General features: G+C 72.5%; 22 protein-coding genes. 17 read left to right on the top strand and 5 right to left on the bottom strand.

Features of this window, described 5'->3' with window-relative positions; translation table 11 throughout:
- Positions 1–18 precede the first annotated feature (18 nt).
- On the top strand, positions 19–978 hold the full coding sequence (locus ACIQMJ_RS34145; RefSeq protein ID WP_499765117.1) for a LysR family transcriptional regulator: 960 nt from the start codon (positions 19–21) through the stop codon (positions 976–978).
- 23 nt (positions 979–1,001) lie between these two features.
- Here the strand turns inward: ACIQMJ_RS34145 and ACIQMJ_RS34150 are convergent, their stop codons facing one another.
- Together ACIQMJ_RS34150 and ACIQMJ_RS34155 are read right to left on the bottom strand one after the other, a co-directional pair.
- On the bottom strand, positions 1,002–3,953 hold the full coding sequence (locus ACIQMJ_RS34150) for a type I polyketide synthase (RefSeq protein WP_499765118.1): 2,952 nt from the start codon (positions 3,951–3,953) through the stop codon (positions 1,002–1,004).
- 325 nt (positions 3,954–4,278) lie between these two features.
- The gene (locus ACIQMJ_RS34155) at positions 4,279–5,082 is read right to left on the bottom strand and encodes a helix-turn-helix transcriptional regulator (RefSeq protein WP_499765119.1); all 804 of its coding nucleotides are present in this window, start codon (positions 5,080–5,082) and stop codon (positions 4,279–4,281) included.
- Positions 5,083–5,580: 498 nt separating this feature from the next.
- Between ACIQMJ_RS34155 and ACIQMJ_RS34160 the strand changes: the two genes are divergently transcribed.
- From ACIQMJ_RS34160 to ACIQMJ_RS34170, 3 genes are all read left to right on the top strand, one after another.
- A complete protein-coding gene (locus ACIQMJ_RS34160; protein WP_499765120.1) occupies positions 5,581–6,765 on the top strand; it encodes an NAD(P)/FAD-dependent oxidoreductase in 1,185 nt (394 codons plus the stop codon).
- A gap of 69 nt (positions 6,766–6,834) precedes the next feature.
- Entirely contained in the window at positions 6,835–7,455 is a 621-nt protein-coding gene (locus tag ACIQMJ_RS34165; protein ID WP_499765121.1) for a TetR/AcrR family transcriptional regulator, read from the top strand.
- Between the two features lie 192 nt (positions 7,456–7,647).
- Positions 7,648–8,664 (top strand): hypothetical protein, encoded by a 1,017-nt coding sequence (locus ACIQMJ_RS34170; RefSeq protein WP_499765122.1) that lies wholly within the window; start codon positions 7,648–7,650, stop codon positions 8,662–8,664.
- Positions 8,665–9,060: 396 nt separating this feature from the next.
- Here the strand turns inward: ACIQMJ_RS34170 and ACIQMJ_RS34175 are convergent, their stop codons facing one another.
- On the bottom strand, positions 9,061–9,813 hold the full coding sequence (locus tag ACIQMJ_RS34175; protein WP_499765123.1) for a DUF2306 domain-containing protein: 753 nt from the start codon (positions 9,811–9,813) through the stop codon (positions 9,061–9,063).
- A 25-nt stretch (positions 9,814–9,838) separates the two neighbouring features.
- A complete protein-coding gene (locus ACIQMJ_RS34180; RefSeq protein WP_499765124.1) occupies positions 9,839–10,171 on the bottom strand; it encodes a non-heme iron oxygenase ferredoxin subunit in 333 nt (110 codons plus the stop codon).
- 390 nt (positions 10,172–10,561) lie between these two features.
- Here ACIQMJ_RS34180 and ACIQMJ_RS34185 point away from each other — a divergent pair, with 390 nt between their 5' ends.
- Genes ACIQMJ_RS34185 through ACIQMJ_RS34195 form a run of 3 tightly spaced genes read left to right on the top strand, consistent with a single transcriptional unit; the run spans position 10,562 to position 12,751 of the window.
- Positions 10,562–11,341 carry an SDR family NAD(P)-dependent oxidoreductase gene (locus ACIQMJ_RS34185; protein WP_499765125.1) on the top strand — a complete coding sequence of 260 codons (780 nt, stop codon included), beginning with the start codon at positions 10,562–10,564 and terminating at the stop codon, positions 11,339–11,341.
- 42 nt (positions 11,342–11,383) lie between these two features.
- Entirely contained in the window at positions 11,384–12,148 is a 765-nt protein-coding gene (locus ACIQMJ_RS34190; RefSeq protein WP_499765126.1) for an SDR family NAD(P)-dependent oxidoreductase, read from the top strand.
- 33 nt (positions 12,149–12,181) lie between these two features.
- Positions 12,182–12,751 (top strand): DUF1579 family protein, encoded by a 570-nt coding sequence (locus ACIQMJ_RS34195; RefSeq protein WP_499765127.1) that lies wholly within the window; start codon positions 12,182–12,184, stop codon positions 12,749–12,751.
- A gap of 151 nt (positions 12,752–12,902) precedes the next feature.
- Here the strand turns inward: ACIQMJ_RS34195 and ACIQMJ_RS34200 are convergent, their stop codons facing one another.
- Entirely contained in the window at positions 12,903–14,249 is a 1,347-nt protein-coding gene (locus ACIQMJ_RS34200) for an MFS transporter (RefSeq protein ID WP_499765128.1), read from the bottom strand.
- A 453-nt stretch (positions 14,250–14,702) separates the two neighbouring features.
- Between ACIQMJ_RS34200 and ACIQMJ_RS34205 the strand changes: the two genes are divergently transcribed.
- The 10 genes from ACIQMJ_RS34205 to ACIQMJ_RS34250 all read left to right on the top strand — a co-directional run bounded on the left by ACIQMJ_RS34205 (position 14,703) and on the right by ACIQMJ_RS34250 (position 25,083).
- Positions 14,703–15,347, top strand: coding sequence for a hypothetical protein (locus ACIQMJ_RS34205; RefSeq protein WP_499765129.1), 645 nt, complete (start codon positions 14,703–14,705; stop codon positions 15,345–15,347).
- Positions 15,334–17,001: a GH3 auxin-responsive promoter family protein gene (locus ACIQMJ_RS34210; RefSeq protein ID WP_499765130.1), complete on the top strand. Its 1,668-nt coding sequence runs from the start codon at positions 15,334–15,336 to the stop codon at positions 16,999–17,001. The genes ACIQMJ_RS34205 and ACIQMJ_RS34210 overlap by 14 nt, the downstream gene beginning before the upstream one ends.
- A complete protein-coding gene (locus tag ACIQMJ_RS34215; protein ID WP_499765131.1) occupies positions 16,998–17,861 on the top strand; it encodes a class I SAM-dependent methyltransferase in 864 nt (287 codons plus the stop codon). Before ACIQMJ_RS34210 ends, ACIQMJ_RS34215 begins: the two co-directional genes overlap by 4 nt.
- Positions 17,862–17,888: 27 nt before the next feature.
- Positions 17,889–19,310 (top strand): FAD-dependent oxidoreductase, encoded by a 1,422-nt coding sequence (locus ACIQMJ_RS34220; protein ID WP_499765132.1) that lies wholly within the window; start codon positions 17,889–17,891, stop codon positions 19,308–19,310.
- 2 nt (positions 19,311–19,312) lie between these two features.
- The gene (locus ACIQMJ_RS34225; RefSeq protein WP_499765133.1) at positions 19,313–20,479 is read left to right on the top strand and encodes a hypothetical protein; all 1,167 of its coding nucleotides are present in this window, start codon (positions 19,313–19,315) and stop codon (positions 20,477–20,479) included.
- Complete coding sequence (locus ACIQMJ_RS34230) at positions 20,476–21,210, top strand: DUF6182 family protein (RefSeq protein WP_499765134.1); 735 nt, start codon at positions 20,476–20,478, stop codon at positions 21,208–21,210. Before ACIQMJ_RS34225 ends, ACIQMJ_RS34230 begins: the two co-directional genes overlap by 4 nt.
- On the top strand, positions 21,197–21,814 hold the full coding sequence (locus ACIQMJ_RS34235; protein WP_499765135.1) for a LysR family substrate-binding domain-containing protein: 618 nt from the start codon (positions 21,197–21,199) through the stop codon (positions 21,812–21,814). The genes ACIQMJ_RS34230 and ACIQMJ_RS34235 overlap by 14 nt, the downstream gene beginning before the upstream one ends.
- Positions 21,811–22,563 (top strand): alpha/beta fold hydrolase, encoded by a 753-nt coding sequence (locus ACIQMJ_RS34240; RefSeq protein ID WP_499765136.1) that lies wholly within the window; start codon positions 21,811–21,813, stop codon positions 22,561–22,563. The genes ACIQMJ_RS34235 and ACIQMJ_RS34240 overlap by 4 nt, the downstream gene beginning before the upstream one ends.
- Positions 22,553–23,395 carry a class I SAM-dependent methyltransferase gene (locus ACIQMJ_RS34245; RefSeq protein ID WP_499765137.1) on the top strand — a complete coding sequence of 281 codons (843 nt, stop codon included), beginning with the start codon at positions 22,553–22,555 and terminating at the stop codon, positions 23,393–23,395. Before ACIQMJ_RS34240 ends, ACIQMJ_RS34245 begins: the two co-directional genes overlap by 11 nt.
- 497 nt (positions 23,396–23,892) lie before the next feature.
- Complete coding sequence (locus tag ACIQMJ_RS34250) at positions 23,893–25,083, top strand: acyltransferase family protein (RefSeq protein ID WP_499765138.1); 1,191 nt, start codon at positions 23,893–23,895, stop codon at positions 25,081–25,083.
- Positions 25,084–25,203 lie beyond the last annotated feature (120 nt).

Raw genomic sequence — 25,203 nt, forward strand, 5'->3', positions numbered from 1 at the left:
CTGTTATAGCCTCAGGCTATGGACGTTCACGTGCGGGACCTCCGGTACTTCGTGGCCGTCGCCGAGGAGCTGAGCTTCACCAGGGCGGCCAACAGGTTGTTCATCTCGCAGCCCACGCTGAGCAAGCAGATCCGCCAGCTGGAGCTGTCCCTGCGCACGGTGCTGCTCGAACGCGACCGGCGCTCCGTCGTGCTGACCGCCGCCGGCCGGGCCCTGCTCGCCCACGCGAGTCGGATCATCGAGCAGTGGGAGGACGCTCGGCACGACGTGGCCGAGGTCGTCTCCCAGCGGGAACGGGTCCTCACGGTCGGGTTCCAGAACCGGATCGGCCGCGGTCTGATCCCCGCGGTCACCGCCAAGATGGGCACGCTGCTGCCGGACTGGCGGCTGAAGTTCCGGCAGGTGTCGTGGTCCGACCCGTCGGCCGGGCTGGCCGGCGGCGAGGTCGACGTGGCCGTCACCTGGCTCCCCGTGCCCGACACCGGCGAGTTCACCTGGAAGGTGGTCAGCACCGAGGAGCGGTGGGTGGCGCTGCCGGTCGAGCACCCGCTGGCCCGGCGCACCACGATCCCGTTCGTCGAGCTGGTGTCCGAGCCGTTCATCGCCCACCCCCAGTCGGCGGGAGCCCTGCGCGACTTCTGGCTGGCCGCCGACCACCGGCAGGAGCCCGCCCGGGTCGTCGCCGAAGCCGAGAACCCCGACGAGAGCTTCGAGCTGGTCGCAGCCGGCGTCGGAGTCGTCCTGCTGCCCGCGGAGAACGCCGAGATCTCCCAGCGCGCCGACATCATCTTCCGCCCGGTGCTCGGCCTGTCCCCCAGCAGGCTGGCCGTGGTGTGGCGGACCAAGGACCACCGCGAGGCGGTGCGGGTGTTCGCCGACTCCTGCGCGCGGTGCATGTGCTACCTGCCCGCCGGCGTCACCGCCGTGGCCGACACGCCGACCGCCTCCGACCTCGCGCACCTGGTCCACCGGGCCTGACCGGACCGGCCCGCGAGCCGGCATCAAGCGCCCGTCCTGGTGCGCAGGGTGTCGGCGAGTTCGGTGAGCGTTCGCCCGCCGAGCAGGTCGCCCACCGAGAGCTGGACGCCCAGCTCGGCCCTGATCCGCCCGCGCAGTCGCGCCGCGAGCAGCGAGTCCAGGCCCGCTCGGTGCAGCGGCAGGTCCACGTCGAGCTCGTGCGCCGACATGCCCAGGACTTCGCTCGTCCGCTCGACCAGGTAGTGCGCCAGATCCTCGGCGGCGGGCGCGTCGCCTCCGGCGGGCGGCTCCAGCGGATGCTCCGGCTCGTCCACGAAGACCGGTCGGGGCACCGGGGCCTCGCGGCCGGTGGCCTCCTCCACCCAGAACCGCCGCCGCTGCCAGGGGTGAGCGGGCAGCGGCACGGCCACCGCGCCGGGGGCCAGCCGCTCCCACGAAGGCTCGTACCCGTGGGCGTAGGCGGTGGCCACACCGGTCAACAGTGACTCCAGGGCCGGGCGGTCGCGGTGGGTGGAGGCGACCACGACGGCGTCGGCGTCGACCGCCCCGATCCCGTCCTCGATCGCCGCGGTGAGCACCGGGTGCGGGCTGATCTCGACGAACAGCACCGGCCGGTCGTGCTCGACGGCAGCCCGAACGGCGTCCGCGAAGCGCACCGGCAGGCGCAGGTTGTCCACCCAGTACCCGGCGTCCAGCCGCCGGCCGTCGACGGGCCCGGTCAGCGCCGTCGACCACAGGGGCACGCGCCCGCGCCGCGGGGCCAGGTCCGCCAAGGCGGCGGCCAGCTCCGGCAACATCGGGTCGACGTGCCGACCGTGCGAGGCGTAGTCCACCGGCACCCGCCGGCAGTGGACCCCCTGGTCCCCCAGCGCCGCGGCCACCTCGTCGAGGGCGTCCGCATCACCGGACAGGACGGTCGCGTGGTCGCTGTTGACCACGCCGACCTCCACCCGGTCGCCCCAGTCGGCGATGGCCGCCCGGACGTCCCGCTCGCCCAGGTGCACCGCCCACATGGCGCCCGAGGCGGGCAGCTGGGCCAGCAGCGCGGCCCGGCGGCACACGACCGCGGCGCCCTGTTCGGGGGTCAGGGCGCCGGCGGTGGTGGCCGCGGCGATCTCACCCATGCTGTGGCCGATCAGCAGGGTCGGTTCGACCCCCCAGTGCCGCCACACCGCCGCCAGGGCCACCTGGACAGCCCACAGCACCGGCTGCACCTCGTCCACGGCGGTCAGCTCGCGCCCCTCCTCGACCACCTGTGCCGGCGACCAGCCCAACTCGGCCAGCACCGCCCGGTCGCACTCGGCGAACGCGGCGCGGAACACCGGGTCGGACGCGAGCAGGTCACGTGCCATCCCCGGCCACTGGGAGCCCTGACCGGGGAACACGAACACCACGTCGGGCCGCCGGGCCTCGGTGCGCCGGCCACCCACCACCCCGTCGGCGGCCATCCCGGAGCGGGCGGCACGCAGCCGCTCCGCCAGGGTCCACCGGTCCGTGCCGACCACGCCGAGGCGGTGGGCGTGCCGGGTGCGCCTGGTGGCCGCGCCGTGCGACAGGTCGACCGGGTGCGCGCCCGCGTCGAGCAGGTCGGCGTACCGCCCGGCCAGCGCCGCCAGCGCGGCCGGGTTCGGCGCGGACAGCGGCACCAGGTACCCCGGCGCCTCCCTCGGGCCGGGATCGGGGCGGGCGGGCACGCCCGTGAGCACCACGTGCGCGCTCGCCCCGGACAGCCCGAACGCGCTGACACCCGCGACCGGCGGCCGATCACGGGCCGGCAGCGGTCGCACGCCGGTCGCCGGCCGCAGCGGTGACGCCGGATCGGCCAGTTCCGGCTGGGGCCGCTCGACGTGCAGGGTCGGCGGCACCGTGCCGTGGTGCAGCACCAAGGCCGCTTTCAGGAGGCCGACCAGACCGGCGGCGGACTCGGTGTGCCCGATGTTCGACTTGGCCGAGCCGACCAGGCACGGACGGTCCGGTTCGCGGCCCTCGCGCAGCACCTCCGCCAGCGCGGCCAGCTCAACGGGGTCGCCGTGCGGGGTACCGGTGCCGTGCGCCTCCACGTAGTCGACCTCCCCCGGCGGCAGCCCCGCGTCCCGGTAAGCCGCGCGCAGCGTGCCGACCTGGCCGTCCAGTCCGGGGGCGAGCATGGTCCCGCCGGTGCGGCCGTCGTTGTTGGCCGCGCTGCCCGCGATGGCGGCGTACACCCGGTCACCGTCGGCCAGCGCCCGGTCCAGCGGCTTGAGCACCAGGCTGAGCACGCCCTCGCTGCGCACGTAGCCGTCGGCGCGGACGTCGCCGAAGCGCCAGCGGCCCGTCGGCGACAGCATCTCGGCCTCCGAGAAGGCGAAGTACGAGTCGGGCGACAGCAGCAGGTTCGCACCGGCGACGATCGCCAGGTCGATCTCGCCCGATCGCAGCGCCCGACAGGCCGCGTGCACGGCGAAGAGCGACGAGGCGCAGGTGGCGTTGAGGCCCATGGCCGGGCCGCGCAGGTCCAGGTGGTGCGAGAGGAAGCCGGCCGACGTGCCGCCCGGCTCGGCGCTGAGCGCCGCGTGCAGGTCGTACACGCCCGCAGCGCGGAGCATGTCCCAGTAGCTGGCCGACCAGCAACTCGTGTAGACGCCGGTGGCGCTGCCCGCCAGGCGCTCGGCCGGGATCCCCGCGTCCTCCACCGCGTCCCAGGTGGTCTCCACCAGCAGCCGCTGCTGCGGGTCCGTGCGGGCGGCGACCTGCGGGGAGACCCCGAAGAACGCCGCGTCGAACCGGTCGACACCGGGCAGGAACCCGCCGACCCGGGTGACGATGCGGCCCGGCTTGCCCGGCACGGGGTCGTACCAGCGCTCGACGTCGAACCGCGCCGGCGGGATCTGCCCGACGGCGTCCCCACCGGACAACAGCAGTTCCCAGAAGCTCGCGACGTCGGGCGCGCCGGGCAGGCGACAGGCCGCACCGATGATCGCGACGGCTCGGTTCACGACGCCACCGCGGTGGTGGCGCAGGTGCGGTGGCCGGCCGGAGCCGGGCCCGATTCGCGGTGCGGAAGGCAAACCACTCTCGACGCTCCCCTCGGTGCGCGGTGATTCCCCGGCGTCGTCGCGCGCGGCCCCGCGCTGCGGTCGATCCAGTGCCGTCCTGAAATTACTGACTCGACGCGCACATTCGGGGGCGACCGGGACGAAGACGATTCGGAGGTCCGCATCATTCGTTTACGCAGTCGACTCACAAGCCCGTCAGGGCGGATAACCAAAATGCATCACCGCTGGTCCGCGTCGGCAAACCGACGCGATAGCGGACCCCTGCTCACGATCCGGCCGGGAGGTGGATCACCACGCCCGCCGGGGCGTACTCCGGGGAGAGCACCGGCAGGATGCGCAACGTCCGCACGCCCAACCGGGGATGCCTGAACCGGCGGATGCGCGAGCGGTGCTCCTGCACCACGTGCTCGTCCCACCAGGTCCTGAACGACGAGCTCACCCGCCCGATTTCCGACAGCCGCCGGGTCAACTTCTCGTCACCCGGCCACTTGGCGGCTTCACCGCGCAAACGGGCTACGGCATCGCGCGTGTCGCTCTCCCAGTTCAGCAGCCGCACTTTCGCCACCGGCGAGGTCAGCATCCAGCGGACGATGTTGCGCTCCTCGGGCGGGTACCGGCTCCAGTCGTCGTACCACTCGGTGGCGGCGCGGTTCCAGGCGATCAGGTCGGCGTACTGGTCCGCCGCGTAGACCGGGTACGGGCTGTCGTCGGAGGTCTCGACGAACTGCCGGACCAACTCGTCCCCGGACACCTCCGCGCCGAGCGGCTGGGGATCGATGACTTGCCCGAACGTCAGGGTGAACATGTACCTGCGCTCGTCCTCGGTCAGCCCCAGGACCCGCGCCAGGCTGTTCATCACCTCCGGCGACGGGCTGATTTCCTTGCCCTGCTCCAGGTACGCGTACCAGGTCGGGCTGAGCCCGGCGAGCAGGGCCACCTCCTCGCGGCGCAAACCCTGCGAGCGCCTGCGGGGACCGGCCGGAAATCCGACGTCGACCGGTTTGAGCCGCTCACGCCGACTGCGCAGGAAGAGTGCGAGCTCACGTCGGCCGACATCACCATTGCGCATGTTCCATTTCTCCCCCTTTTCCGGCTCGGCGCAGTGGTGCGACGCTGAGCCGCGGTCATGGTCGGTTCGACGCCGGGGCACGACCAGTGACCGGTTCTGTTGCTCTCGGCTCTTGTCCCCCAGACAACCGATGCAACGGTGACCGCAGATTCATCATGGACGAAGTCGCACGCCCACTTGAGCAGGTTCACCGGATCGGACGAATAGGAACGAAAAGGGTGACGCTCGACACATCCCGTTCGCACCACTTCGCCCGATCCGACCCAATACCGTGTCCGGCTCGCGCGGAAGTGGTGACGGCTCCGCGTGCCGGCTGAACGTCGGCGCGACCGCCGCGCACCGGGTCGCCCGGAGTCGATCCCAGGACCTGACGAAGTGGACCGCGCGCCCGGCGATCCCCCGGCTTCGGGGTGAGCCGGGTGGTGCAATGCAATCGTCTCGGCTCCTTTGCCCGCACGATCGCGGCCGGCGGGCCAATCCGGCAGGTGGTGGATCTCGATGGACCGTGTCACGGTGCTCGGTGCGGGTCTGGCCGGCGTGAGCGCCGCCGGGCGGCTGCGGGAACTGGGCTACGACGGTCGCCTGACGCTCGTCGGCGGGGAGGACCGGCCGCCCTACGACCGGCCGCCGCTGAGCAAGGACCTGCTGCTCGGCACGAAGGGCCCCGACGCCATCGCGCTGCGACCGCCCGGCTGGTACGACGACAACGCGATCGAGCTGCGCCTCGGTGAGCCGGCGTCGGAGCTGGTGGTCGGCGACGACGAGGTCGTGCTGCTGGCCACCGGTGGCGTGCCGCGCCGGCTGCCGGTGCCCGGCGCGGATCACCCGGCCGTGACGACCCTGCGCACCGTCGCCGACGCGGAGGCGTTGAGCGCACGCCTGCTCCCCGGCGCCCGCGTCGGCGTGGTCGGGGCCGGGTTGATCGGCTCCGAGGTCGCGGCGGCGGCGGTGGCCCGCGGCTGCGCCGTCACCCTGCTCGACCCGGCCGCGCGTCCGCTGGAGCGGGTGGTCGGTCCGGAGGTCGCCGAGGTGCTGCACGCCCAGCACCGCCGACACGGCGTCGACCTCGTCCTCGGCGCGGTGTCCGAAGTGGAGGACCGCGGCGCGGGCGTGCGGCTGCGACTGGCCGACGGCGCCTCCGTGGACTGCGACGTTGTCGTGGTCGGCATCGGCATCGAGCCGGAGGTGGCGCTGGCCGCCGCCGCGGGCCTGGCCGTCGACCGCGGGGTGCTCGTGGACGAGGCGCAGCGGACCTCCCACCCGCGCGTGTTCGCCGCCGGTGACGTGGCCCGTCCGCTGGACCGCCCTGCCACCGAGCACTGGGACGCGGCGGTGCGGGAGGGGCGTGCCGCCGCCGAGGCGATGCTGGGCCGGGAACCGGTGCGGGGGACACCGTGGTTCTGGTCCGACCGCTACGGAACGCGCGTGGAGGTGGTGGGCGAGTTGCCCGGCGGCCCGTCGGTGGTCCGCGGCTCGCTGGGCGGCTCGTTCGTGGCGTTCGCGCTGCGCGACGGCGCGGTCGTCGGCGCGGTCGCGGTCGACCGGGGCGCGGACATGCCGGCGGTGCGCCGACTGGTCGAGCGGGGAGTCGTCGTGTCGCCGGATCTGCTGGCCGACGAGTCGGCGGACCTGCGCGGGCTCGTCCGCGCAGGTCAAGGGGTGAACAACCGCCATCGCCAGTAAGGGAGACATCCCTAACATTGAGATAGGCTCGGGCTCACCGGGTGAGGCCACACGACGAAGGGGGCGCACATGAGGCGGTCAGCGGCCCAGACCAGGGAGCTCGTGCTGGAGGTGGCGCACCGGCTGTTCTACTGGGACGGCATCCGGGCGACCGGGGTGGACCGGATCGCCGCCCAGGCCGGCATCGCGCCCACCACCCTGTACCGGCTGTTCGAGTCCAAGGACCACCTGGTCGCGGCCTACGTCGCCCGGGCGTTCGAGCACACCCGGCGGTGGGTGACCGAGGCGATCCGCACGGCGGGGCCCGACCCGCGGCAGCAGATCCTGGCCGTGTTCGACGCGCAGCGCCACAGGATCCAGCCCGGCCTGTGCCGCGGCTGCGTGTTCCTGATGACCATCGTCGAGTTCCCCGACCGGATGCTGCCGGGTCACCAGCACTCGATCAGCGCCAAGGAGTGGTTGCTCGGGCTCCTGCGCGAGCTGACCGCGAAACTGGACCTGCCCCACCCGGACGCCGTCGCCGACCAGTTGATGCTGATCATCGAGGGCGTGCACGCCTCGTCCCAGGCGTTCGGCCCGGACGGGCCCGCGACCCGGGCCCGCGAGCTGGCCGAGGTGATCCTCGGCCTCGCTCCCGAGGACGGCCGCCATGCGACGCCCGGACCACCCCGCGGGACGCCCCTGCCGTGACCCCCGCCGGGCGCGGCCGGGGCGCGCTCGCCGTCCGACGTGCTCGACCGCGCTCCTGGGCGGACCCTGCACGCCGGCACCCGTCGGCTTCGTGCGCGGACCCGCTGTTCGCGCACGGTTCACCAGGTTCCCGCCGAAAGGACCGACAGATGCGGAATGAGACTTGCGGGCCAAGATCGAACGAGGTCCGCCATGGGTGACACCCTCGTAGCCGCGTTCGGCGCGGCACTCGTCGTCACGGTCTGGTTGAGCGTGCTGCGGACGGTGTTCATACCCGGCGAGACGTCCTCGAGGGTGGCCAGGTGGACCGCGCGAGCGCTGGCCGGGGCCTGCCTGGCGGCCGCCCGCCGGCTGCCGCGCCCCGCCGCCCGCAAGGTGCTCGACTTCTGCGCGCCGCTGAGCCTGTTCGCCGTCGTGGGCGTGTGGCTCGGCGGACTGCTGATCGGCTCCGCGCTGATCGCCGCGGCCCTGGCACCGGGTTCCGGTCCCGAACACCTGCTGGACGCCTTCCAGCGTGGCGCCGCGAGCACCGCCATCGGGCTCGCCGCGCTCGTGAGCGCCGTCCTGGTGCTGGTCGCCTTCGCCGTGTACCTGGTGCAGTTCACCAACGCGTACGCGCACCGCGAGCGGGAAGTGACGAGGATGGCCGTCGAGGTGCCGACGCTGGCCGACGCCGACCGCAAGCTCGGCATCTGCCTGGAATCCACGCCCCGCGAGAAGGTCGACGACCGCTTCGCGCACTGGGCCGAGTGGCTCGCCGACGTCCGGGGCGCGCACCTGAGCTACCCGGCGCTGCTCTACGCCCGCCCCGCCGGCACCCTGTCGTGGCCCAGCGCCGTCATCATCGCCATGGACGTCGCCGCGGTGGTGCAGGCGGTCGCGCCCACGTGGGCCCCCGGCCGCACCAGCCTGCTCATCGAGCACGGCTCGGCGTGCGTGCAGCGGATGGCCGAGCAGGTCGGCATCACCCTGCCCGCCACGACCGTCAGCCTCCAGGGCCGCGAGGAGTTCATCTTCAACGACACCGTGCGCCTGGCCGTGCACGCGGGCCTGTTCGAGGAGCGGGACCGCAGCGAGACGTGGAACGACTTCCAGCGCATCCGCGGCCGGTACGCGCCGTACGCGATGGCGGTCAACCACCGACTGATGTACGAGGTGCACGAACGCATCTCGATCCCGGCGCGTGCGGTCGACCGTTCGATGTCCTGAACGGGGGGTACGCGCCGGTTCGGGCGGCGGGCGGCCGCCACCCGAACCGGCGCGTTCGACTCGGCGGCGCGGGCAGACCGCGATCCGGGTCAGGAGTGGGCGGTGTGGCGTCATCGGACGGTGGTGCTGTCACCGACGCTGGACACCACCGGCTCGCCGACCCGGCCACCGCACACCGGGCACCGGGCACCGGGCACCTTCCCACCGGCCTCGCCCCTGGTCGCGGCTCCCGCCGGAGCAGTCCGCCCGATCGACCTCCGCCCCGGCGCGAGCGGCGTGGGCTCCCGTCGTCGCGCTGGTCCGCACGCCGGATCGGCAGGCGCGGCAAGCGAAAGCATCCCGGGGTGGCCTGCACCCCGGGATGCCTCGTACCAGGTCCCACCGCGTGAGCCGGTGCTACCGGGCCACCGCCGCCGCAGCCCTGGAGTTCGCCGCGGCCCGGCGCCGGCGGCGGGGTCGCAGCACGACCCACTCGACGAACAGCAGGTGGACCGTGATGGCCGTCCACAACGCGGTCGCGTTCATGCCCTCGAACAGCAGCCGCTGCTGCGTCCCGTAGGTCTCGGGCAGCAGCACGAGGGTCACCTCGATGCCGAGCATGCCCACCCAGCGGGAGGTGATGATCGTCGTGGTCATCGCGACGTTGCGGTACATCCACCGCCGGTGGTCCTCGTAGCGGCGCTGGAGCACCGCGCGGAAACCCGCCACCACGGTGATCGCCCACAACGTCGACATCGCGATCAGCACGAGCCGGATCGCCTGCCCCGCCGGGGTGAACACGGCCACGGGGAACGCGAGCACGACCGACGGGAACACGCCGACCAGGTAGTACACCCAGCCGATCCGGCGGTGGACCACCGGGTGCGTCTCCCGCAGCCACGGCCACACCTGGAGCCAGGCCAGCGCGGCGGCCACCATGCCGGTCAGCACGTGCGCGGTCAGCAGGGTGTAGTGCAGCGGCACCTCCGGCCGCAGCGGGACCCGCGAGAGCGCCGGGTCGAGCGTGACGTAGCGGTAGCCGCCGTAGATCGTGAACCCGAGGCAGTACACGGCGAACGGGACGACCCAGAGCTCCCGCAGCCAGCGGGGTCTGCGCCCGGGCGACCGCTGCGCCCCGTCGGCCTCGACCCTCTGGTCGATCGTGGTCATGATGGACTCCTTATCGTCGGCAGACCTAGCTGGGCAGGAGCCACACCGCGCCGTCGCGCACCTCGACGGCGTGGGCCCTGGCGTCCCGGGTGGCGGGTCCGGACAGGACGGCGCCCGTCGCGAGGTCGAACAACGCCTGGTGCAGGGGGCACTCGACCGCGCCGTCCTCGACCCAGCCGTCCGACAGGGCGGCCTTCGCGTGGGGGCACGTGTCGTCGAGGGCGTAGAAACGCCCGGCGTCGTTGAACACCGCGACCGCGTCCTCGGTGCCCGCCCGTTCCGGCGGCACCCGGACCGCACCGCCGTCGGCGAGGTCCGCAACCGGGCACACCAAAACGCCCCGATCGGTCCGTGGCATGCCTTCCACTTCGCTCCCCCCATCGCCGGAAACAACGACAACCGACGTGGAGCCGGTTGGTGGCGTATCGGCCACGCGCTCACGCTAGGTCGGCGGCCGGAACGACGACAAGACATTCCTAACGTACTACGCCCAACTTTTCGGGTCCAATGACGAAGGCCATAACAGAAATGCATGGCCAGCACCGGGACACGCTGCGCCGAACAGGCGACGCGCGCCGTCCGATGGGACGTTGACACGTTTTGACGAAGTCATACATAGTGATCGGGAAATTGCGTTCGACGCCGCGTGGCGTCGCTAACCTGCTCGTACCGGTGACGCCATGTGACAACGCATTCCGTCATGTGCCGCCACCGCAATCACCTTGCGCGTACGAGGAGGAGAACGCGAATGGAGCTCGATCTCAAGGGGAAGACCGCGGTGATCACGGGCGCCAGCCGGGGCATCGGTCTGGCCATCGCCAGAGCGCTGGCCGCGGAGGGTGTCACGGTCGTGGGCGGCGCCCGCAACATCAGCGCCGAGCTGAAGGACATCACCCCGCACACCCTCGCGGTCAACCTGTCCACCCCGTCCGGTGCGGGCGAGCTGGTCGACTTCGCCCTGGCCGAGGTCGGTGGCATCGACATCCTGGTCAACAACCTGGGCGCACCGGCCACGCGGACCGCGGGCTTCCTCGCGATCGACGACGACGGTTGGCAGGAGATGTTCGACACCAACCTGTTCATCGCGGTGCGCGCGACCCGGGCGGCCCTGCCGAGCATCATCGAGCGCCGGGGTTCGATCGTGAACATCGGCAGCACCAACGGGCGGCTGCCGCTGCCCGTGGTGGTCGACTACTCGGCGGCCAAGGCCGCCCTGCTCAGCTTCGGCAAGAGCCTGTCCGAGGAGTTCGGTCCGGCCGGCGTGCGGGTCAACACCGTGGCCGCGGGCCCGGTCATGACCGACGCCTGGGTCGCGCCGGGCGGCATCGCCGACTCGCTCGCCCAGCAGTCCGGCTCGACCCGCGAGCAGGTCATCGCCGGCGTGCCGGCGATGCTCGGCCTGTCCACCGGCGAGCCGACCACGCCCGAGGAGATCGCGGCCATGGTCACCCTGGTCGCCTCGCGGAAAATCCCGAACCTCAACGGTTCCGAAATCATCATCGACGGCGGGCTGTTGAAGGTCGCTTGATCAAGGCCAGCACGCACCGAATCAGCCGAGAAGGAGACCCACATGGCAGACCTGACCGGGAAAACGGCTCTGGTCACCGGCGCCTCGCGCGGGCTCGGAAAGGCCATCGCACTGCGCCTGGCCGCTGACGGCGCCCACGTCGCGGTGCACTACGGCGAAGACGAGGTCGGGGCGAAGGACACCGTCGTGCAGATCCAGCAGGCCGGCGGTCGAGCTTTCCCCATCCAGGCCCTGCTCGGTGTCGACGGTGATGTCGACACCCTTTTCGAGCAGCTCGAAAGAGGGCTGGAAGGACGTCCGCTCGACATCCTGGTGAACAACGCCGGTGTGCTCGGCGGCACGATCGAGAACACCACGCAGGCCGACTTCGACCGGGCCTTCGCGATCAACGTGCGCTCGGTCTTCTTCATCACCCAGCGGGCCCTGCCGCTGCTGCGCGACGGCGGCCGGATCATCAACATGTCCTCCGGGGTCACCCGGCTGGCGATCCCCGAGGTCACTTACCAGATGACCAAGGGCGCGATCGACATGCTCGGCCGCTCGCTGGCCCTGACGCTGGGTCCGCGGCGGATCACCGTGAACACGGTGCAGCCCGGCGTGACCGAGACCGACATGAACGGCTGGCTGCGCGACCCGGCCAACGCCGCGGGCCGGGCGGGCGTCGAGGCGATGACCGCCCTGGGCCGCATCGGCCAGCCGAGGGACATCGCCGACACCGTCGCGTTCCTGGCCTCGGACGACGCGCGCTGGATCACCGGCCACGCCATCGAGGTCACCGGCGGTTTCTTCCTCGGTCCCAACGCCTGAACCACCCACCCGCATCGAAGGGGAACACAGCAGATGAGCTTGGACGAGACGCTCGCCGACTCGGCGGTCGACGACCTCCCGATGGCGATCCGCAACGGCCTGCCCGCCGCGGGTCACCGGCGGTTGGACAGCCTGGTCGGCACCTACGACGTCGACAAGTACACGTACTTCCTCGGGGGCACGCCGGAGAACCCGATCCGGTCGAACCTGGAGTGCACCATCCGCTGGCTCGACGAGACCGGCGGTCGGGTCATGGTGGTCGAGGACTCGGGCCTGCTCCTCGGGTCCCCCTACTTCCGCCGCGGCCTGCTGAGCTTCGCGACGATGGACAACCGCTACGAGTGGGTCACCATCGACAACGTCACCACGGCTCAGATGCAGTTCAAGGGCGCGCCCGGAAGCGCCGCGCAGGACGAGATCTGGATGTCCGGCGAGTTCTCGGATCCCGGCGTGCTGGGTGACGACTACATCGGCAAGAACATCCGGGTCCGCACGCTCATCCGGATCGACTCGCCGGACCAGCACGTGATCGAGATGCACTTCAAGGCCCCCGGCGAGGAGGAGTTCCTCGCCGACCACATGACCTGCACGCGCAAGAAGTAGCAGGCCGGAACAGGCGAGACCCCTCGTGCGACCGCCCGAAGAGCGGGCAGGCGATTCGCACGAGGGGTTTCGCTCGGCGCGGTCCTGGGGGATGGAGCGCGCCGGCCCGGGCGCGCGACCGCTGGGTCGGTCGCGACACCGGGGCAGGTTCCTAGGACTGGTCGCCCGACCAGCCCTTGCGGGACACCAGGGCGATCAGGCCGCCCAGGAGGCACACCGCGGCAGCCGCCAGGTACGCGGCGTGGAAGCCGTCGAGCTGGCCCTGGAGCCCGGCGCCGGCGAAGCCGGTGGCGACCACGACGAGCGCCGCGACACCGACGCTGGAGCCGATCTGCTGGGCGGTCACGTTGACCGCGCCCGCCACGCCGTGCTGCTGGGGCGGGACGCCGGTCAGCGAACCGACCGTCATCGCCGGGAACACCAGGCCCTGGCCGATACCCGTGACGATGAAGCCGGGCAGCAGGTGGATCCAGTAGTTGCCGTCGAGCGGCGTGAACATCCACAGCAGCATCGACAGGGCGATGAGCGCCAGGCCGACCGCCATCACCGGGCGGGGGCTGTACTTGCCGAGCAGCTTGCCGGTGAAGAACGTGGCCGTCACGAACAGGGCCGCCGAGGACGGCAGCACGGCCAGGCCGGACAGGAACGGCGGGTAGTCCAGCATGCCCTGCATGTACAGCGGCGCGAAGAACAGCAGACCGACGCCGCCGGTGTAGTTCAGGATCGCGGCGAGCGAGCTGATCCGCACCGGGTTGGAGCGGAAGATCGACAGCGGGAGCAGCGGGTCCCGGGCACGGCGCTCCCAGACGACGAACCCGACCAGCAGCAGGACCGCCAGCACCAGCGACACGACCACGCTCGTGGCGCCCCAGCCCGCCTCGGCGCCGTGGCTGACCGCGAACACCGCGAGGACCAGGCCGGCGGTCACCATCACCGCGCCGGGCAGGTCCAGCGGGCTGCGCTGGCGGGTGCTCCGGGGCAGCCCGGCCTTGACGCCGGCCAGCACGACCAGGCCGATGACGGTCGAGAACAGCAGCACGGTGCGCCAACCGAGCGCACTGGTCAGCACGCCGCCGAGAACGACGCCACCGCTGAAGCTCGCCGCGCCGACCGACGCGTAGATGCCGAACGCCCGGTTGCGCTCCGGGCCCTCGGGGAAGACCTCGGCGATCAGCGCCAGCGTCGCCGGCCCGGACAGCGCCGCGCCGATGCCCTGCGCCGCGCGGGCGACGATGAGGACCGTGATGGTCGGCGCCAGCGCGCCGGCCAAGGCCGCCACGGTGAACAGACCGACGCCCACGGTGAACATCATGCGCCGGCCCAGCACGTCCGAAGCGCGCCCGCCGAACAGCAGGAACCCGGCGAAGGCCACCGCGTAGGAGGTCATCACCCACTGCAGGGTCGCGTTCGACAGGTCGAAGCTGGCGCCGATCTCCGGCAGCGCGGCGTTGAGCACACCGAGGCCGCTCAGGTCGAGGCCGAGCGCACCCGCGAGCACCGCGAGCGAGAGCCCCCGTCGGTTCGCAGGTATCGCCGAAACAGCACTCGTCGTGCCGCCATCGGGTTTGGTGGTCAAGAGAAGACTCCTATCTGGAAACTCGACCATGGCACCGTTACCGGACCGTTGTCACGGACACGGGGAACCGACCACCACGTCGACTCGTCGATCACCTCGGTGTCGCCAACCGCGGTACGCGGAGTTGGCCACAGGCTCACGTGCAGCAGTGAACCAGCTCCGGTCCGGACCCGTCCAATAACCGTCCTCATAGCCGTTGTGCATGAGGGCCGGGCGGGCACCCACCGGTCAGGACATCACGAAGTACGACAGAACGCCAAGAACACCCTTGTGGCCCACTGCACTCGATGGCTCACTGTTCGCGTTCCAGCCGGAAGGGAATCGGACGCCACCCACCCGAATAATTCCGGCATCACTTCCCAAGGAGTTCCCACCGTGACGAACCACGTCCCGGACTTCGTTGTGCTGCTCGGCCCCGACTACGCCGGAAAATCGTCTGCGATGTCCGAACTGGCCGTTTCCGGGTGGCCTTGGCGGCTCGTTTCCGTCGATGACGCCCTGCTGCCGCCCGCCTACCCGGTGATCGCCGGGCTGCGCCGCCACCTGCTGCGCGACGTGCTGTCCGCCCCCGCCGGCACGTACTCGCCCGACTTCACCGCGAGCCTTCTCCAGACGGCCGCCGTCCACTTGCGGGACCGGCTCGTCGAACCCGGTGACGACCGGCCGGTGTTGGTGGACTCCTACTACTACAAACTCCTGGCCAAGTGCAGGCTCACAGGCTCTCCGGAGCACCCCCTGTTCGCCTGGTGGCGCTCGTTCCCCCAACCGCGCGGCGTGGTGTACCTGGACGTCGACCCGGCCACCGCGTGGTCACGCAGCGGCGCGGGTGCGGCGACGAACCGGCTCGAGCACTACGGCGAACGGGTCGACGAGGCGTCCTTCCGCGCATTCCAGACCGATCTGCGCGTCGCGATGCTGACCGAGGTCCGGCACCTCGACCTGGTCGAGATCCAGCAGCAGGGCAGCCCGGCCGACACCGCCGACACCGTCCGGAAGGTCTTGTCCGATGAGTTCCGCTGACGACCGCCTCCACCAATACCGCGCCCGTGTCTTCGCCGAACGGGACAACCTCCTGTCCGCATTGTCCGACGTCCGCGCCCACCAGCAGCGGGTGCTCACCGACATGCTCCAGTTCAATGCCGGAACGGAATTCGGGCGCGCGCACGACTTCGCCCGCGTGCGCACCCTGGACGACTTCCGGAAAGCCGTTCCGATCAATGACTACGCCGCGTTGTCACCCTGGATCGAACGAATGGCCTCCGGTGCCCACGGCGTCCTCACGGCCGATGACCCGGCCGTGTACTTCACCAGCAGCGGCAGCACCGGCGCACACAAGAAGGTGCCGGTCACCCCGAGATTCATGAAGACCACTTTCTTCCCGTTCTACTACGCCGCGTGGGCACCGCTCGCCCACCATTTCCCCGACGTGCTGACCGCACCGGACCGGGTGCTGAACCTCAAGCACGACCTGCTGGCCGCACCGCCCACCACCGCGTCCGGGCACGCCCACGTCGGCGCCAGCCAGGTCGACTTCGGCACGCGGTTCGGGGAACCGCTGTCGGCCGAACCCGGCACGTCCGCGCCCTGGGCGACGCTGCCCGTGCCGGTCGCCGCGGACGACCACCTGGAGAAGACCTACCTGCGACTGCGCCTGGCCGTCGAGCACGACGTGCGCTGCGTCGTCGGCATCAACCCCGCGATGGTCGCCGCGCTCCCCCACCAGCTGGCCCAGTGGTGGCCGCGCATCCTCCGCGAGGTCCGTGACGGCACCGTCGGCGGTGCCCGGCTCCGCTCACCCAACCCGGAGCGCGCCGCCGAGCTGTCCCGGCTGGCCGACCACTTCGGCGTGATCCGGCCGAGCCTGGTCTGGCCGAACATGCGGGTGATCTTCGGCTGGACCACCGGAGTGGCGTCGCTGTACCTGTCCCGGTTGCGCGAGGAGTTCGGACCGGGCGTGGCGCTGCTGCCCGCGCCGGTCGCCGCCTCCGAGGGGCCGGTGGGCGTGGCGCTGGACAGGCACCGGACCGCGGGCAGCCTGGTCGTGACGGCCTCGGTGTACGAGTTCGTCGACGCCGACCTGGACCCGGGTCCGGACGTGCCCGTGCTCGACCACGACGAACTCGAACCGGGCCGGGACTACCACGTGGTGTTCAGCCACGTCGGCGGCCTGTACCGGTACGCGGTGGGCGACGTGGTGCAGGTGGTCGACCGCGTGGCGGGCGTGCCCAGGGTCGAGTACGCGGGCCGCGCCACCAGGTCGAACGCCGTCGGCGAGCGGCTGCGCGACGGGCAGGTGGTCCGCGCGCTGGCCGCCGCCTCGACCGGCACCGGGTTGGACGTCGACAACGCCGCGTGCCGCGTGGCCGACCCCGGCGCCGGTCCCCGCCGGTACGACTTCGCGGTGGCCGCCCGCACGCCGTGGCACGCGAGCGAGGTCGAGCGCTTCGCCGCGCTGCTCGACGCCGGGCTGGCCCGCCGGGCCGAGGGGTACCGGTCCGCCCGGGACCGCGGCGCGCTCGGCCCGCCCCGCGTGCTGACCGTCGACACCGGTTCCTTCGTCCGCGACTGGCAGGACGACGTCGCCCGCGGCGTGCGCCCCACCCAGGTGAAGGACCGGATCTTCCGCCAGGACCCCGGGCTCTGGCACCGACTGACAGGAGAGGAAGTCCAGTGAGCGAGCTTCTGGCCGCCGTGGAGCGGACCGCGTTGTTGACGGCCGCGCTGCGAGCCGCGGAGAGCCTGCGCGACGACCGGCTCTACCACGACCCGTACGCGGCGCTGCTGTCCGGGCAGATCGGCCCCGAACTGCTCGCGGAGGTGCGCCGGGTGACGTTCCCGCCCGACCGCTCGGCCCGCACGCTGCCCAGCACGCCGGACTACAACGCGATCCGCACGCGGTTCTTCGACGACTACCTCACCGCGGCGGTCGCCGGGTCGGGCACGACGCAGGTCGTGATAGCCCCCACCGGGATGGACACCCGCGCCTACCGGCTCGACTGGCCCGCGGGCGTTCGGCTCTTCGAGGTGGACCGGCCCGCTGTGCTCGCGTTCAAGGAGGAACGCCTCGGCGGCCACACCCCTCGGGTGGACCGGCGGCAGGTCGCCACCGACATGGTCACCGAGGACTGGGGCGAGGCCCTGGTCGCCGCCGGGTACCGGCCGGACCTGCCGTCGGTGTGGTTGCTGGAGGGCCTGCTCTACTACCTGACCGAGCACGAGGCGGACGGGGTGCTGGACCGGGTCCGCGCGCTGACCGCGCCCGGCAGCCTGGTGGCCGCCGACATCGTCAACGCCGCCGCCCTCACGCTGCCGAACATGGCCGGGTTGCTGGACGTCTTCGCGGGCTGGGGCTGCCCCTGGCTGTTCGGCTCGGACGAGCCGGAGGCGCTGTTCGAGCGGCACGGGATCGCCGGTCGGGCGGTGCAGCCGGGTGAGCCGGAGGCCGACTACGGCCGCTGGCCGGACCCCGTGCCGCCGCGCTCGGTGGCCGACGTCAGGCGGGTGTTCTTCGTGCACGGCCGCCGGGTGAACTGACCGCTCCGTCCACACCTTGGGGGATCGATGTCCACTGTCGTCGTAGCCGGGGCCGGCATGGCCGGCCTGGCCACCGCGCTGGCCGCAGCGCAACGCGGCCACCGGGTGGTCGTGATAGAGCGGGACGGACCGCCGCCGGCCGGTCCGGCCGCGGAGGCCGCCGAGCGGTGGTCCCGTCCGTCGGCACCGCAGGTCTCGCACTCCCACACCCTGACCTCGCTCGGCGTGCGAGTCCTGCGCACCAGGGCGCCCCGGGTGCTCGCCGCCGCGCTGGATGCCGGGGCACTGCTGTTGGACCTGCCCGCCTCGGGCCCGGCGGGCGCGGCGGACCGCTCCGACGAGGCCACCACCGACCTGGTCGCCCTCGGCTGCCGGCGATCCACTGTGGAGTTGGTGCTGCACCGCGCGGTGCTGGAGGCGGGCGACGTGGTCGTGCGCCACGGCCGTCGGGTCGAGGACCTGCTGCTGGACCGGTCCGGGCGGCGGGTCGCCGGGGTGGTCACCGACGACGGCGAGCGCGTCGCCGCGGACGTCGTCGTGGACGCGACCGGGTGGCGGTCCGCAGCCCGGTCGTGGCTGCGCGCCGCCCGGCACGCGGTGCCCGCGGACCTGACCAGTCCCTCCGGCGTCCGCGGCTACTCCCGCTTCTACCGGCTGCGCGGTCCGGGGTTGCCGGGTCCGCTCAACCGGGGCAACGCGGCGGGCGTGGTGGGCGACCACTACGCGGGGGTGTTGCACCCCGGTGACTCTGGCACCTTCTCCATCGCGCTGGCCGTGCTGCCCGAGGACGCCGCGACGCGGACGCTGCGCGACCCCTCGGCGTTCACCGCGGTCGCCGCGGCCACGCCCGGCCTCGGCCCCTGGCTCGCCGCGGGCGTCGCCGACCCGATCTCGCCGGTGCACGCGATCACCACCAGACCCAACGGGTTGCGCGGTCACGCGACGTCCCCGCGGCAGCCGGTGGCCGGGCTGTTCAGCGTCGGCGACGCGGCCGGCGTCACCAACCCGCTGTTCGGCCGGGGCATGTCGCTGGCCCTGGCGCACGCGTTCACCCTGGTGGACCTGCTCGACGCGCACCCGGACCCCGGCCCGGCGCAGGGACGGCTGGTGGCCGCGGCCACCGAGGAGCTGCTGCTGCCCTGGTACCTCCAGTCCGCCGAGGAGGATCGCGAGCGGATCGCCCGCTGGCGGGCTGCGATCACGGGTGCCGCCCCGACGCCCGCGCCCGCGTCGCCCGGCGGCAGGCCGACTTCGCGCACCGTCGGCCAGGCCGCCGCCGCGGACCCGGTCGTGTGGCGCGGCCTGACCCGCGTGCTGATGGGCTTGGCCACCCCGGCCGAGGTGTTCGACGACGAGGGGTTCCGCGCCCGGGTGCGCGACGCGGTCCGGGTGCCCGCGCCCGCGCCCACCCGTGCGGCGGTCGTCCGCGCCGCCGCGGGAGGGAGCTGATCGTGCGCACCGCACACCAGGACCGGCCGCGGGCGCACAGCCGGGCGGACCGCCGCGACCACGACCGACCGCGCGTGCTGCTGGCGCCGGTCACGATCACCCCCACCAAGCCGCTGACCCTCAGCCACCTCAAGGGTCTGTTGTGGACGGACGTGATGTACCGCGCCACCGGCAGGCTCGCCGACGTCACCTACCGGTACAGCCACACCACGTACCACGTCACCGAGCAGACCCTCGGGTTCTGGGAGCACCTGGACCGCACCCTGGGCGACACCGACTACTCCGGCTGGTCGGAGGAGCGGGTCGGCGAGAGCTACGTCCGCTACCGCGCCGAGGAGCACCGACCGACCGCCACCCAGCTGAAGCCCTACGCCGACGCCGTCGAGCGCCACGGCTGGACGCACCCGGCCTCGTCGCGGGTGCTGGAGCTGTGGACCACCCTCTACGACCGGCTGGGGCTGCACGACCCCGGCCTGCGGGAGCACCAGCCGCCGCGGCTGGACCTGTCCGCGATGATCGACTGCCTCGACGACCTCGGCATGTGCGTGGACCTGAGGGAGCACGGTGGACCGGTCTACCTCGACGCCACCCGGCACGGCCTGCCGCTGCGGCAGATCGTGCTGCCCGACGGCCGGCCGAACTACCTGGCCTGCGCACTGCGCGAGCTGATCCCGCTGGCCGCCGAGCACGACGAGGTCGTGCTGCTGCACGACCGGGAACTGGAGCCGGACTACCTGTTGCTGCGCCAGGTGCTCTCCGCGCTCGGGCCGGCGGTGTGCCGCGTCTCGCTGGGCCGCGTCCCTGTGGCGGGACAGGTCCTGTCGGCGCGGCACGGCGGCTGGCAGGGCAACACGGTCGGCGCCCTGCTGGACCGGCTGGCGGACGTCGCGGGCGGCGAGGACCCGGCCGTGCTGCGCCTGGGGCTGCGGCTGTACTTCATCGCCGTGCTCGGCCAAGGGCAGGAGCAGTCCTTCAGGGAGGACCTGGTGGTCGGTTGCCTGGGCAAGGCGCGCAGGCTGCTGGACTCCGCGCCCGCGCGGGCGGAGGGCTCGGTGGCCGGGCACCGCGGCGACCACGTCCACGTCGACCCGTACCGGCTCACGTCCGCGCTGCTCGCCCGGCACCGGCCGAGACCGGGGCCCGAGGTGGTCGCGGGGGTGTTCACGTGAGCCTGTCGCAGGAACTCCTGCGCGCCGAGGCCGTTCGGCGCCTGCGCGCCGTGCGGCCGGACCTCGCCGCGGGCGCCGACCACTCCACCCGCACCCTGTTGCGGGCGCAGGCCCTCGTCGACGCCGACGAGCCGGGCCAGGTGCTGACCGCGGTCGTGCTGCGCCGGTTCGACCCGGTCGGCTGGGTGCGCGCCACCTGCGCGTTCGCTCAGCGCCTCACGCCCGAGCAGGCGGCCGGGTGGCGGCGCTCGTTCACCCGGACCGTCTTCCTGGCGGGCAACCCGGTGAACCTGCGCGAGCGGTTCGCGTTCGACCACATCGCGGAGGACGGCTCGGCGGCGTGGCTGGGCCCGGTGCCCGCCGCGGCGACGGCGACGCTGCGCAGGCTGCTCAAGCTGTTCACCGGCTCACGCGCGGTGCCGACCCAGCTGCCGTCGGTGGTCGAGGTGCCCGGCCGACCGGCCGGGGCCCCGGTGTGGCGCGACCTCTACCTGGCCACTGCCGGCGTCACCGTCGCGGAGAGCCTGGTCAGCCTCAACCACCTGCTGGTGGAGTCCGTGATGGACGGTCTGCTGGCACCCGGCGACCGGCTGGTGCTGCGGCCGGTGCCCAGGCCCGCCGGGATCACCACCCCGTTCGCCGCGCTGCGCGTCGGCCTGGAGCAGGCCGATCCCGAGCGGCTGCGCTGCTTCGCCTACCTGACCGAGGGGATACACCATGTCCAGGGGTGAGACCGGGCCCATCCGGCTCGGCTACCACGGCTCGCGGCTCGTCGCGGACCGGATCGTCGTGGCCGCGGGCCGCGCGGTCGACGACGTCGCGTTCGTCCAGTACGACATCACCGAGCCGTTCCGCGCGCTGCGCGAGGGCCGGATCGACGCGATGGTCGTCAAGTTCGGCATCGACGAGCCGGACCTGGTGGCGGGCGCGGACCTGGCCGAGGAGCAGCGGGTCGTCGTGGTCGGCGCTCGGCACCCGCTGGCCGACCGGGAGTCGGTGTCGGTGGAGGAGGTGGCCGACCACCCCGTGTTCGACCGTCCGGGCAACCTGCCCGGCTACGTGTGGGACCGGGTGGTGCCGCGCAGCACCCCGGCCGGCAAGCCGCTCCGGCGCGCCCACCGGGCAGGCGACATCGCGGCGATGATGGCACTGGTCGCCGCCGGGGACGCGGTGCACCTGTCCGTCGGCTCGCTCGCCGACGTGGCGCCGCCCGGCGTGCGGGTGGTGCCGGTGCGCGATTTGCCGCCCGCGCCCGTGGCCCTGGCGTGGCGGCGCGACCTCGACCGCGCGGACGTGCTGCGGTTCGTCGCCGACGCGGAGCGGGGGCGCGCGTGATCACCATCGTGCTGCTGCACGCGCTGCCGCTGGACTCGACGATGTGGGCGGGACCGCGCGCCGACCTGGAGCGCCGGGGACACTGGGTGCTCGCACCCGACCAGCGCGGTTTCGGCGCGGTGCCACTGGGATCCGCGCCGCCGTCGCTCGACGTCGTGGCGGACGACCTGGCCGCCACGCTGGACGACCACGGCATCAGGCGCGCGGCCCTGGTCGGCTGCTCGATGGGCGGGTACGTGGCGATGGCGTTCCAGCGCCGCCACCCGGGCCGGCTCGCGGCGCTGGCTCTGCTGGGCACCCGCGCCGGGCAGGACACGGCCGACGTGCGGAAGGGCCGCGAGCAGTTCGCCGAGCGCATCCTGTCCGGCGAGACGCGTGCCGGGCTGGTCGCGGCCACCACTCCCGCCCTGCTCGGCGCGACCACCCGCGCGCGGCGGCCCCACCTGCTGGCCGAGGTGCTGGCCTCGGTGGAGCGCGCCGCGCCCGAGTCCGTCGCCTGGGCGCAGCGGGCCATCGCCGCCCGCCCCGACTCGACCGACACCCTCCGCTCGACCACCGTCCCGTCCGTGGTCGTCGCGGGGGCGCAGGACGAGCTGGTGCGCGCCGAGGAGAGCGCGGCGCTGGCGGCGGTGCTGCCGCGCGGCCGGTTGGTCACCTTGCCCGACGCCGGGCACCTCACCCCCTTGGAGGCGCCGGACCTGGTCGCCGCCGAGATCGACGAGCTGGTGCGAGGTGCCCATGTCGACTGACTCCTGGGGATTCGCCGCCTCGACCGGGCTGGACTTCACCGACGACGCGATCGTCGACGCGCACTTCCGCGCGTGCCGCCCGGTCTACCGGGCTCTGCTCGGGAGGGTCGGCATCGCACCCGGCGCGCACGTGCTGGACGCCGGGTGCGGCGGTGGGGCCTTCCTGCCGTGGTTGGCCGAGCTGGTCGGCCCGACGGGTCGGGTCACGGGTGTCGACCTGGCCCCGGAGAACGCCGCCTTGGCCGCGCAGCGCGCCCGCGGTCTCGGCGCTCGGGTCGAGGTGCGCCAGGGCGACCTGCGGGAACTGCCGCTGGAGGCGTCCACTGTGGACGTCGTGTGGTTCGCCAATTCGGTGCAGTACCTGGACGACGACAGCCTGCGCGCGGCGTTCGAGGAGGCACGGCGGGTGCTGCGGCCAGGGGGCACGATCGCGGTCAAGGACCTCGACGCGGGGCTCGTGTCGGTGCGGCCCGGCGACCCGTTCCTGTTCTCGGACTTCTTCCGCGCCGCCGCCGCGCGGCCGGGCTACGCCCGCCAACTGCTGCGCACGCGCGACCTGCACCGGTGGTTGGTGTCGGCCGGCTTTACCGGGGTGCGCCAGGAAACGGTGCTGATCGAACACTACGCGCCGTTCTCTGCCGAAGTGCGGGAATTCTACGGCGCGTCCTGCTCGACGATCGCCGGTCAAGCTCTGCGGGCCGGTTCGAGTGAGGCGTGGGAACGATTTGTGCACACCGACGATCCAGCGAACCCGCTGAATGATCCGTTCGCGTACGTGAGCGAGGGCAACGTGCTGGCGACGGGTGTGGCACCCGAGACCCATTCGGAGTAGTGCCATGACACGGCGCGAGGCATCGTCACATTCGGTCACGACGCCGCGCACCGTCGAACATCGGACGATCCGACCGACCGACCTCCAAGCGTCCAATTCGGACTAACGGGTCCGGCTAGGACGGATCCAACAAACTCGCTGGCCAACAGTGCGGGCGACGACCTGTGGACCCCCTACCCACAGGTCGTCGCCCCTGTTGGCATGCCCGTTTCACGAAAGTCCTTGCCAGCCGGTAGGCGCGGACGTATGTTATGGATCGTTCCCTCGAATGGGGACACTCCCTGAGGATTTCGTAGCAGAGAGTAACCGACGCCGGGCATGGGGGCTCGTCGTCGCAAGCACGGTGGATCTGTCGTCGGCGCGATGGGGTTCGACCGGTCCGAAGCTCGAAACCGCTGCCGCACGTGGTTCGCAACCCGCGTGTCGGCGCGAAAGTCGCTCGATCGGACATCGTCACGAATGGCAGTGCTCACCATTTCATCGTGGAAGGAAACACCATGGTCTCGACCGAGTTGGCACCGTCCGGATTACCGGATCATCCCACGTCGAAAGTCGCGAAACTACCCTCGCTGACCGGGCTGCGGTTCATCGCGGCGCTCATGGTCTTCTTCTTCCACGTCACGCTGATGACCTCGCCGATCCCGCCGAACGTGCCGGTGAACCCGTTCGGCGACCCCGACCTCGCCCAGGGCCTGGCGTGGCTGTTCGGCAAGGCCGGCTTCGTCGGCGTCTCGTTCTTCTTCATCCTCAGCGGGTTCGTGCTGACCTGGTCGGCCCGGGACGGCGAGGCGGCCCGGCCGTTCTGGCGCCGCCGGATGTTGAAGATCTTCCCGAACCACGTGGTCATGTGGGTCGCGGGGCTCCTGCTGTTCGCCTCGGCGATCACGCCGTGGGTCGCGTACCTGCCGAACCTGTTCCTGGTGCACTCGTTCTTCCCACAGGTGGAGATACACCGGAGCATCAACGTCCCGTCCTGGACGTTGTGCTGCGAACTGCTGTTCTACCTGCTGTTCCCGGCGTTGCTGCGCGGCGTCAAGCGCATCTCCGAGAGTCGCCTGTGGACCTGGGCGGGCCTCGTGTTCGCCGGCATGGTCGCGCTCCAGCTGGTCACCCAGTACCTGATCCCGGACGCCCGGCCCGCGGGCGCGCCCATCTCGGACCTGCAGTTCTGGTTCGGCTACTTCTTCCCGCCGTCGCGGCTGTTCGAGTTCGTCCTGGGCATCATCATGGCGCGGATCGTGGCGACGGGCCGGTGGCCCTCGATCGGCATGGCGCCCGCGGCGCTGCTGACCGTCGTGGGGTACGTCGCCGCGCTGTACGCGCCGATGGTGTGGGGCTTCAACGTGGCCACCGCCATCCCGCTGGCCGCGCTGATCTGCGCCACCGCGGCGTCCGACCTGAAGGGCTCGCGCAGCTTCCTGCGCGGCCGGACCATGCAGTGGCTCGGTGACGTCTCGTTCGGGTTCTACCTGTGCCAGGGCGTCGTGGTCATCTACGGCAGCTGGCTGCTGCGCGGCACGCACGACACCGGCACGGCCCTCCTGATCACCGGTGGGTTGTTCGTCGCGACGCTGGTCGTGGGTGCGCTGCTGTTCCACCTGGTGGAGCGGCCGATCATGCGCAAGTTCAGCTACCGCAGGCCCACCCGCCGGCCGCTCACCGCGGCTCCCGCAGACATCGCCGCGTAGCGGCCGTGGGGGGGGGGGGGGGGGGGGCGCGGGGCGGGGGGGGGCCCCCCCCCGGGGGGCGCCCCCCCCCCCGGGGGGGGGGCGCCCCCCCCCCCCCCCGCGACCGCGCGGGGGGGCGCG

The organism is Actinosynnema sp. NPDC091369 (genome assembly GCF_044757065.1).
In the GTDB taxonomy this organism is placed as follows: domain Bacteria; phylum Actinomycetota; class Actinomycetes; order Mycobacteriales; family Pseudonocardiaceae; genus Actinosynnema.

What these genes read in the sequence shown, in the direction of transcription:
- ACIQMJ_RS34145 (WP_499765117.1), top strand. Translation starts at nt 19, where the DNA reads ATGGACGTTCACGTGCGGGACCTCCGGTACTTCGTGGCCGTCGCCGAG.
- ACIQMJ_RS34155 (WP_499765119.1), bottom strand. Translation starts at nt 5,082, where the DNA reads ATGCGCAATGGTGATGTCGGCCGACGTGAGCTCGCACTCTTCCTGCGC.
- ACIQMJ_RS34160 (WP_499765120.1), top strand. Translation starts at nt 5,581, where the DNA reads ATGGACCGTGTCACGGTGCTCGGTGCGGGTCTGGCCGGCGTGAGCGCC.
- ACIQMJ_RS34165 (WP_499765121.1), top strand. Translation starts at nt 6,835, where the DNA reads ATGAGGCGGTCAGCGGCCCAGACCAGGGAGCTCGTGCTGGAGGTGGCG.
- ACIQMJ_RS34170 (WP_499765122.1), top strand. Translation starts at nt 7,648, where the DNA reads ATGGGTGACACCCTCGTAGCCGCGTTCGGCGCGGCACTCGTCGTCACG.
- ACIQMJ_RS34175 (WP_499765123.1), bottom strand. Translation starts at nt 9,813, where the DNA reads ATGACCACGATCGACCAGAGGGTCGAGGCCGACGGGGCGCAGCGGTCG.
- ACIQMJ_RS34180 (WP_499765124.1), bottom strand. Translation starts at nt 10,171, where the DNA reads ATGCCACGGACCGATCGGGGCGTTTTGGTGTGCCCGGTTGCGGACCTC.
- ACIQMJ_RS34185 (WP_499765125.1), top strand. Translation starts at nt 10,562, where the DNA reads ATGGAGCTCGATCTCAAGGGGAAGACCGCGGTGATCACGGGCGCCAGC.
- ACIQMJ_RS34190 (WP_499765126.1), top strand. Translation starts at nt 11,384, where the DNA reads ATGGCAGACCTGACCGGGAAAACGGCTCTGGTCACCGGCGCCTCGCGC.
- ACIQMJ_RS34195 (WP_499765127.1), top strand. Translation starts at nt 12,182, where the DNA reads ATGAGCTTGGACGAGACGCTCGCCGACTCGGCGGTCGACGACCTCCCG.
- ACIQMJ_RS34210 (WP_499765130.1), top strand. Translation starts at nt 15,334, where the DNA reads ATGAGTTCCGCTGACGACCGCCTCCACCAATACCGCGCCCGTGTCTTC.
- ACIQMJ_RS34220 (WP_499765132.1), top strand. Translation starts at nt 17,889, where the DNA reads ATGTCCACTGTCGTCGTAGCCGGGGCCGGCATGGCCGGCCTGGCCACC.
- ACIQMJ_RS34235 (WP_499765135.1), top strand. Translation starts at nt 21,197, where the DNA reads ATGTCCAGGGGTGAGACCGGGCCCATCCGGCTCGGCTACCACGGCTCG.
- ACIQMJ_RS34245 (WP_499765137.1), top strand. Translation starts at nt 22,553, where the DNA reads ATGTCGACTGACTCCTGGGGATTCGCCGCCTCGACCGGGCTGGACTTC.
- ACIQMJ_RS34250 (WP_499765138.1), top strand. Translation starts at nt 23,893, where the DNA reads ATGGTCTCGACCGAGTTGGCACCGTCCGGATTACCGGATCATCCCACG.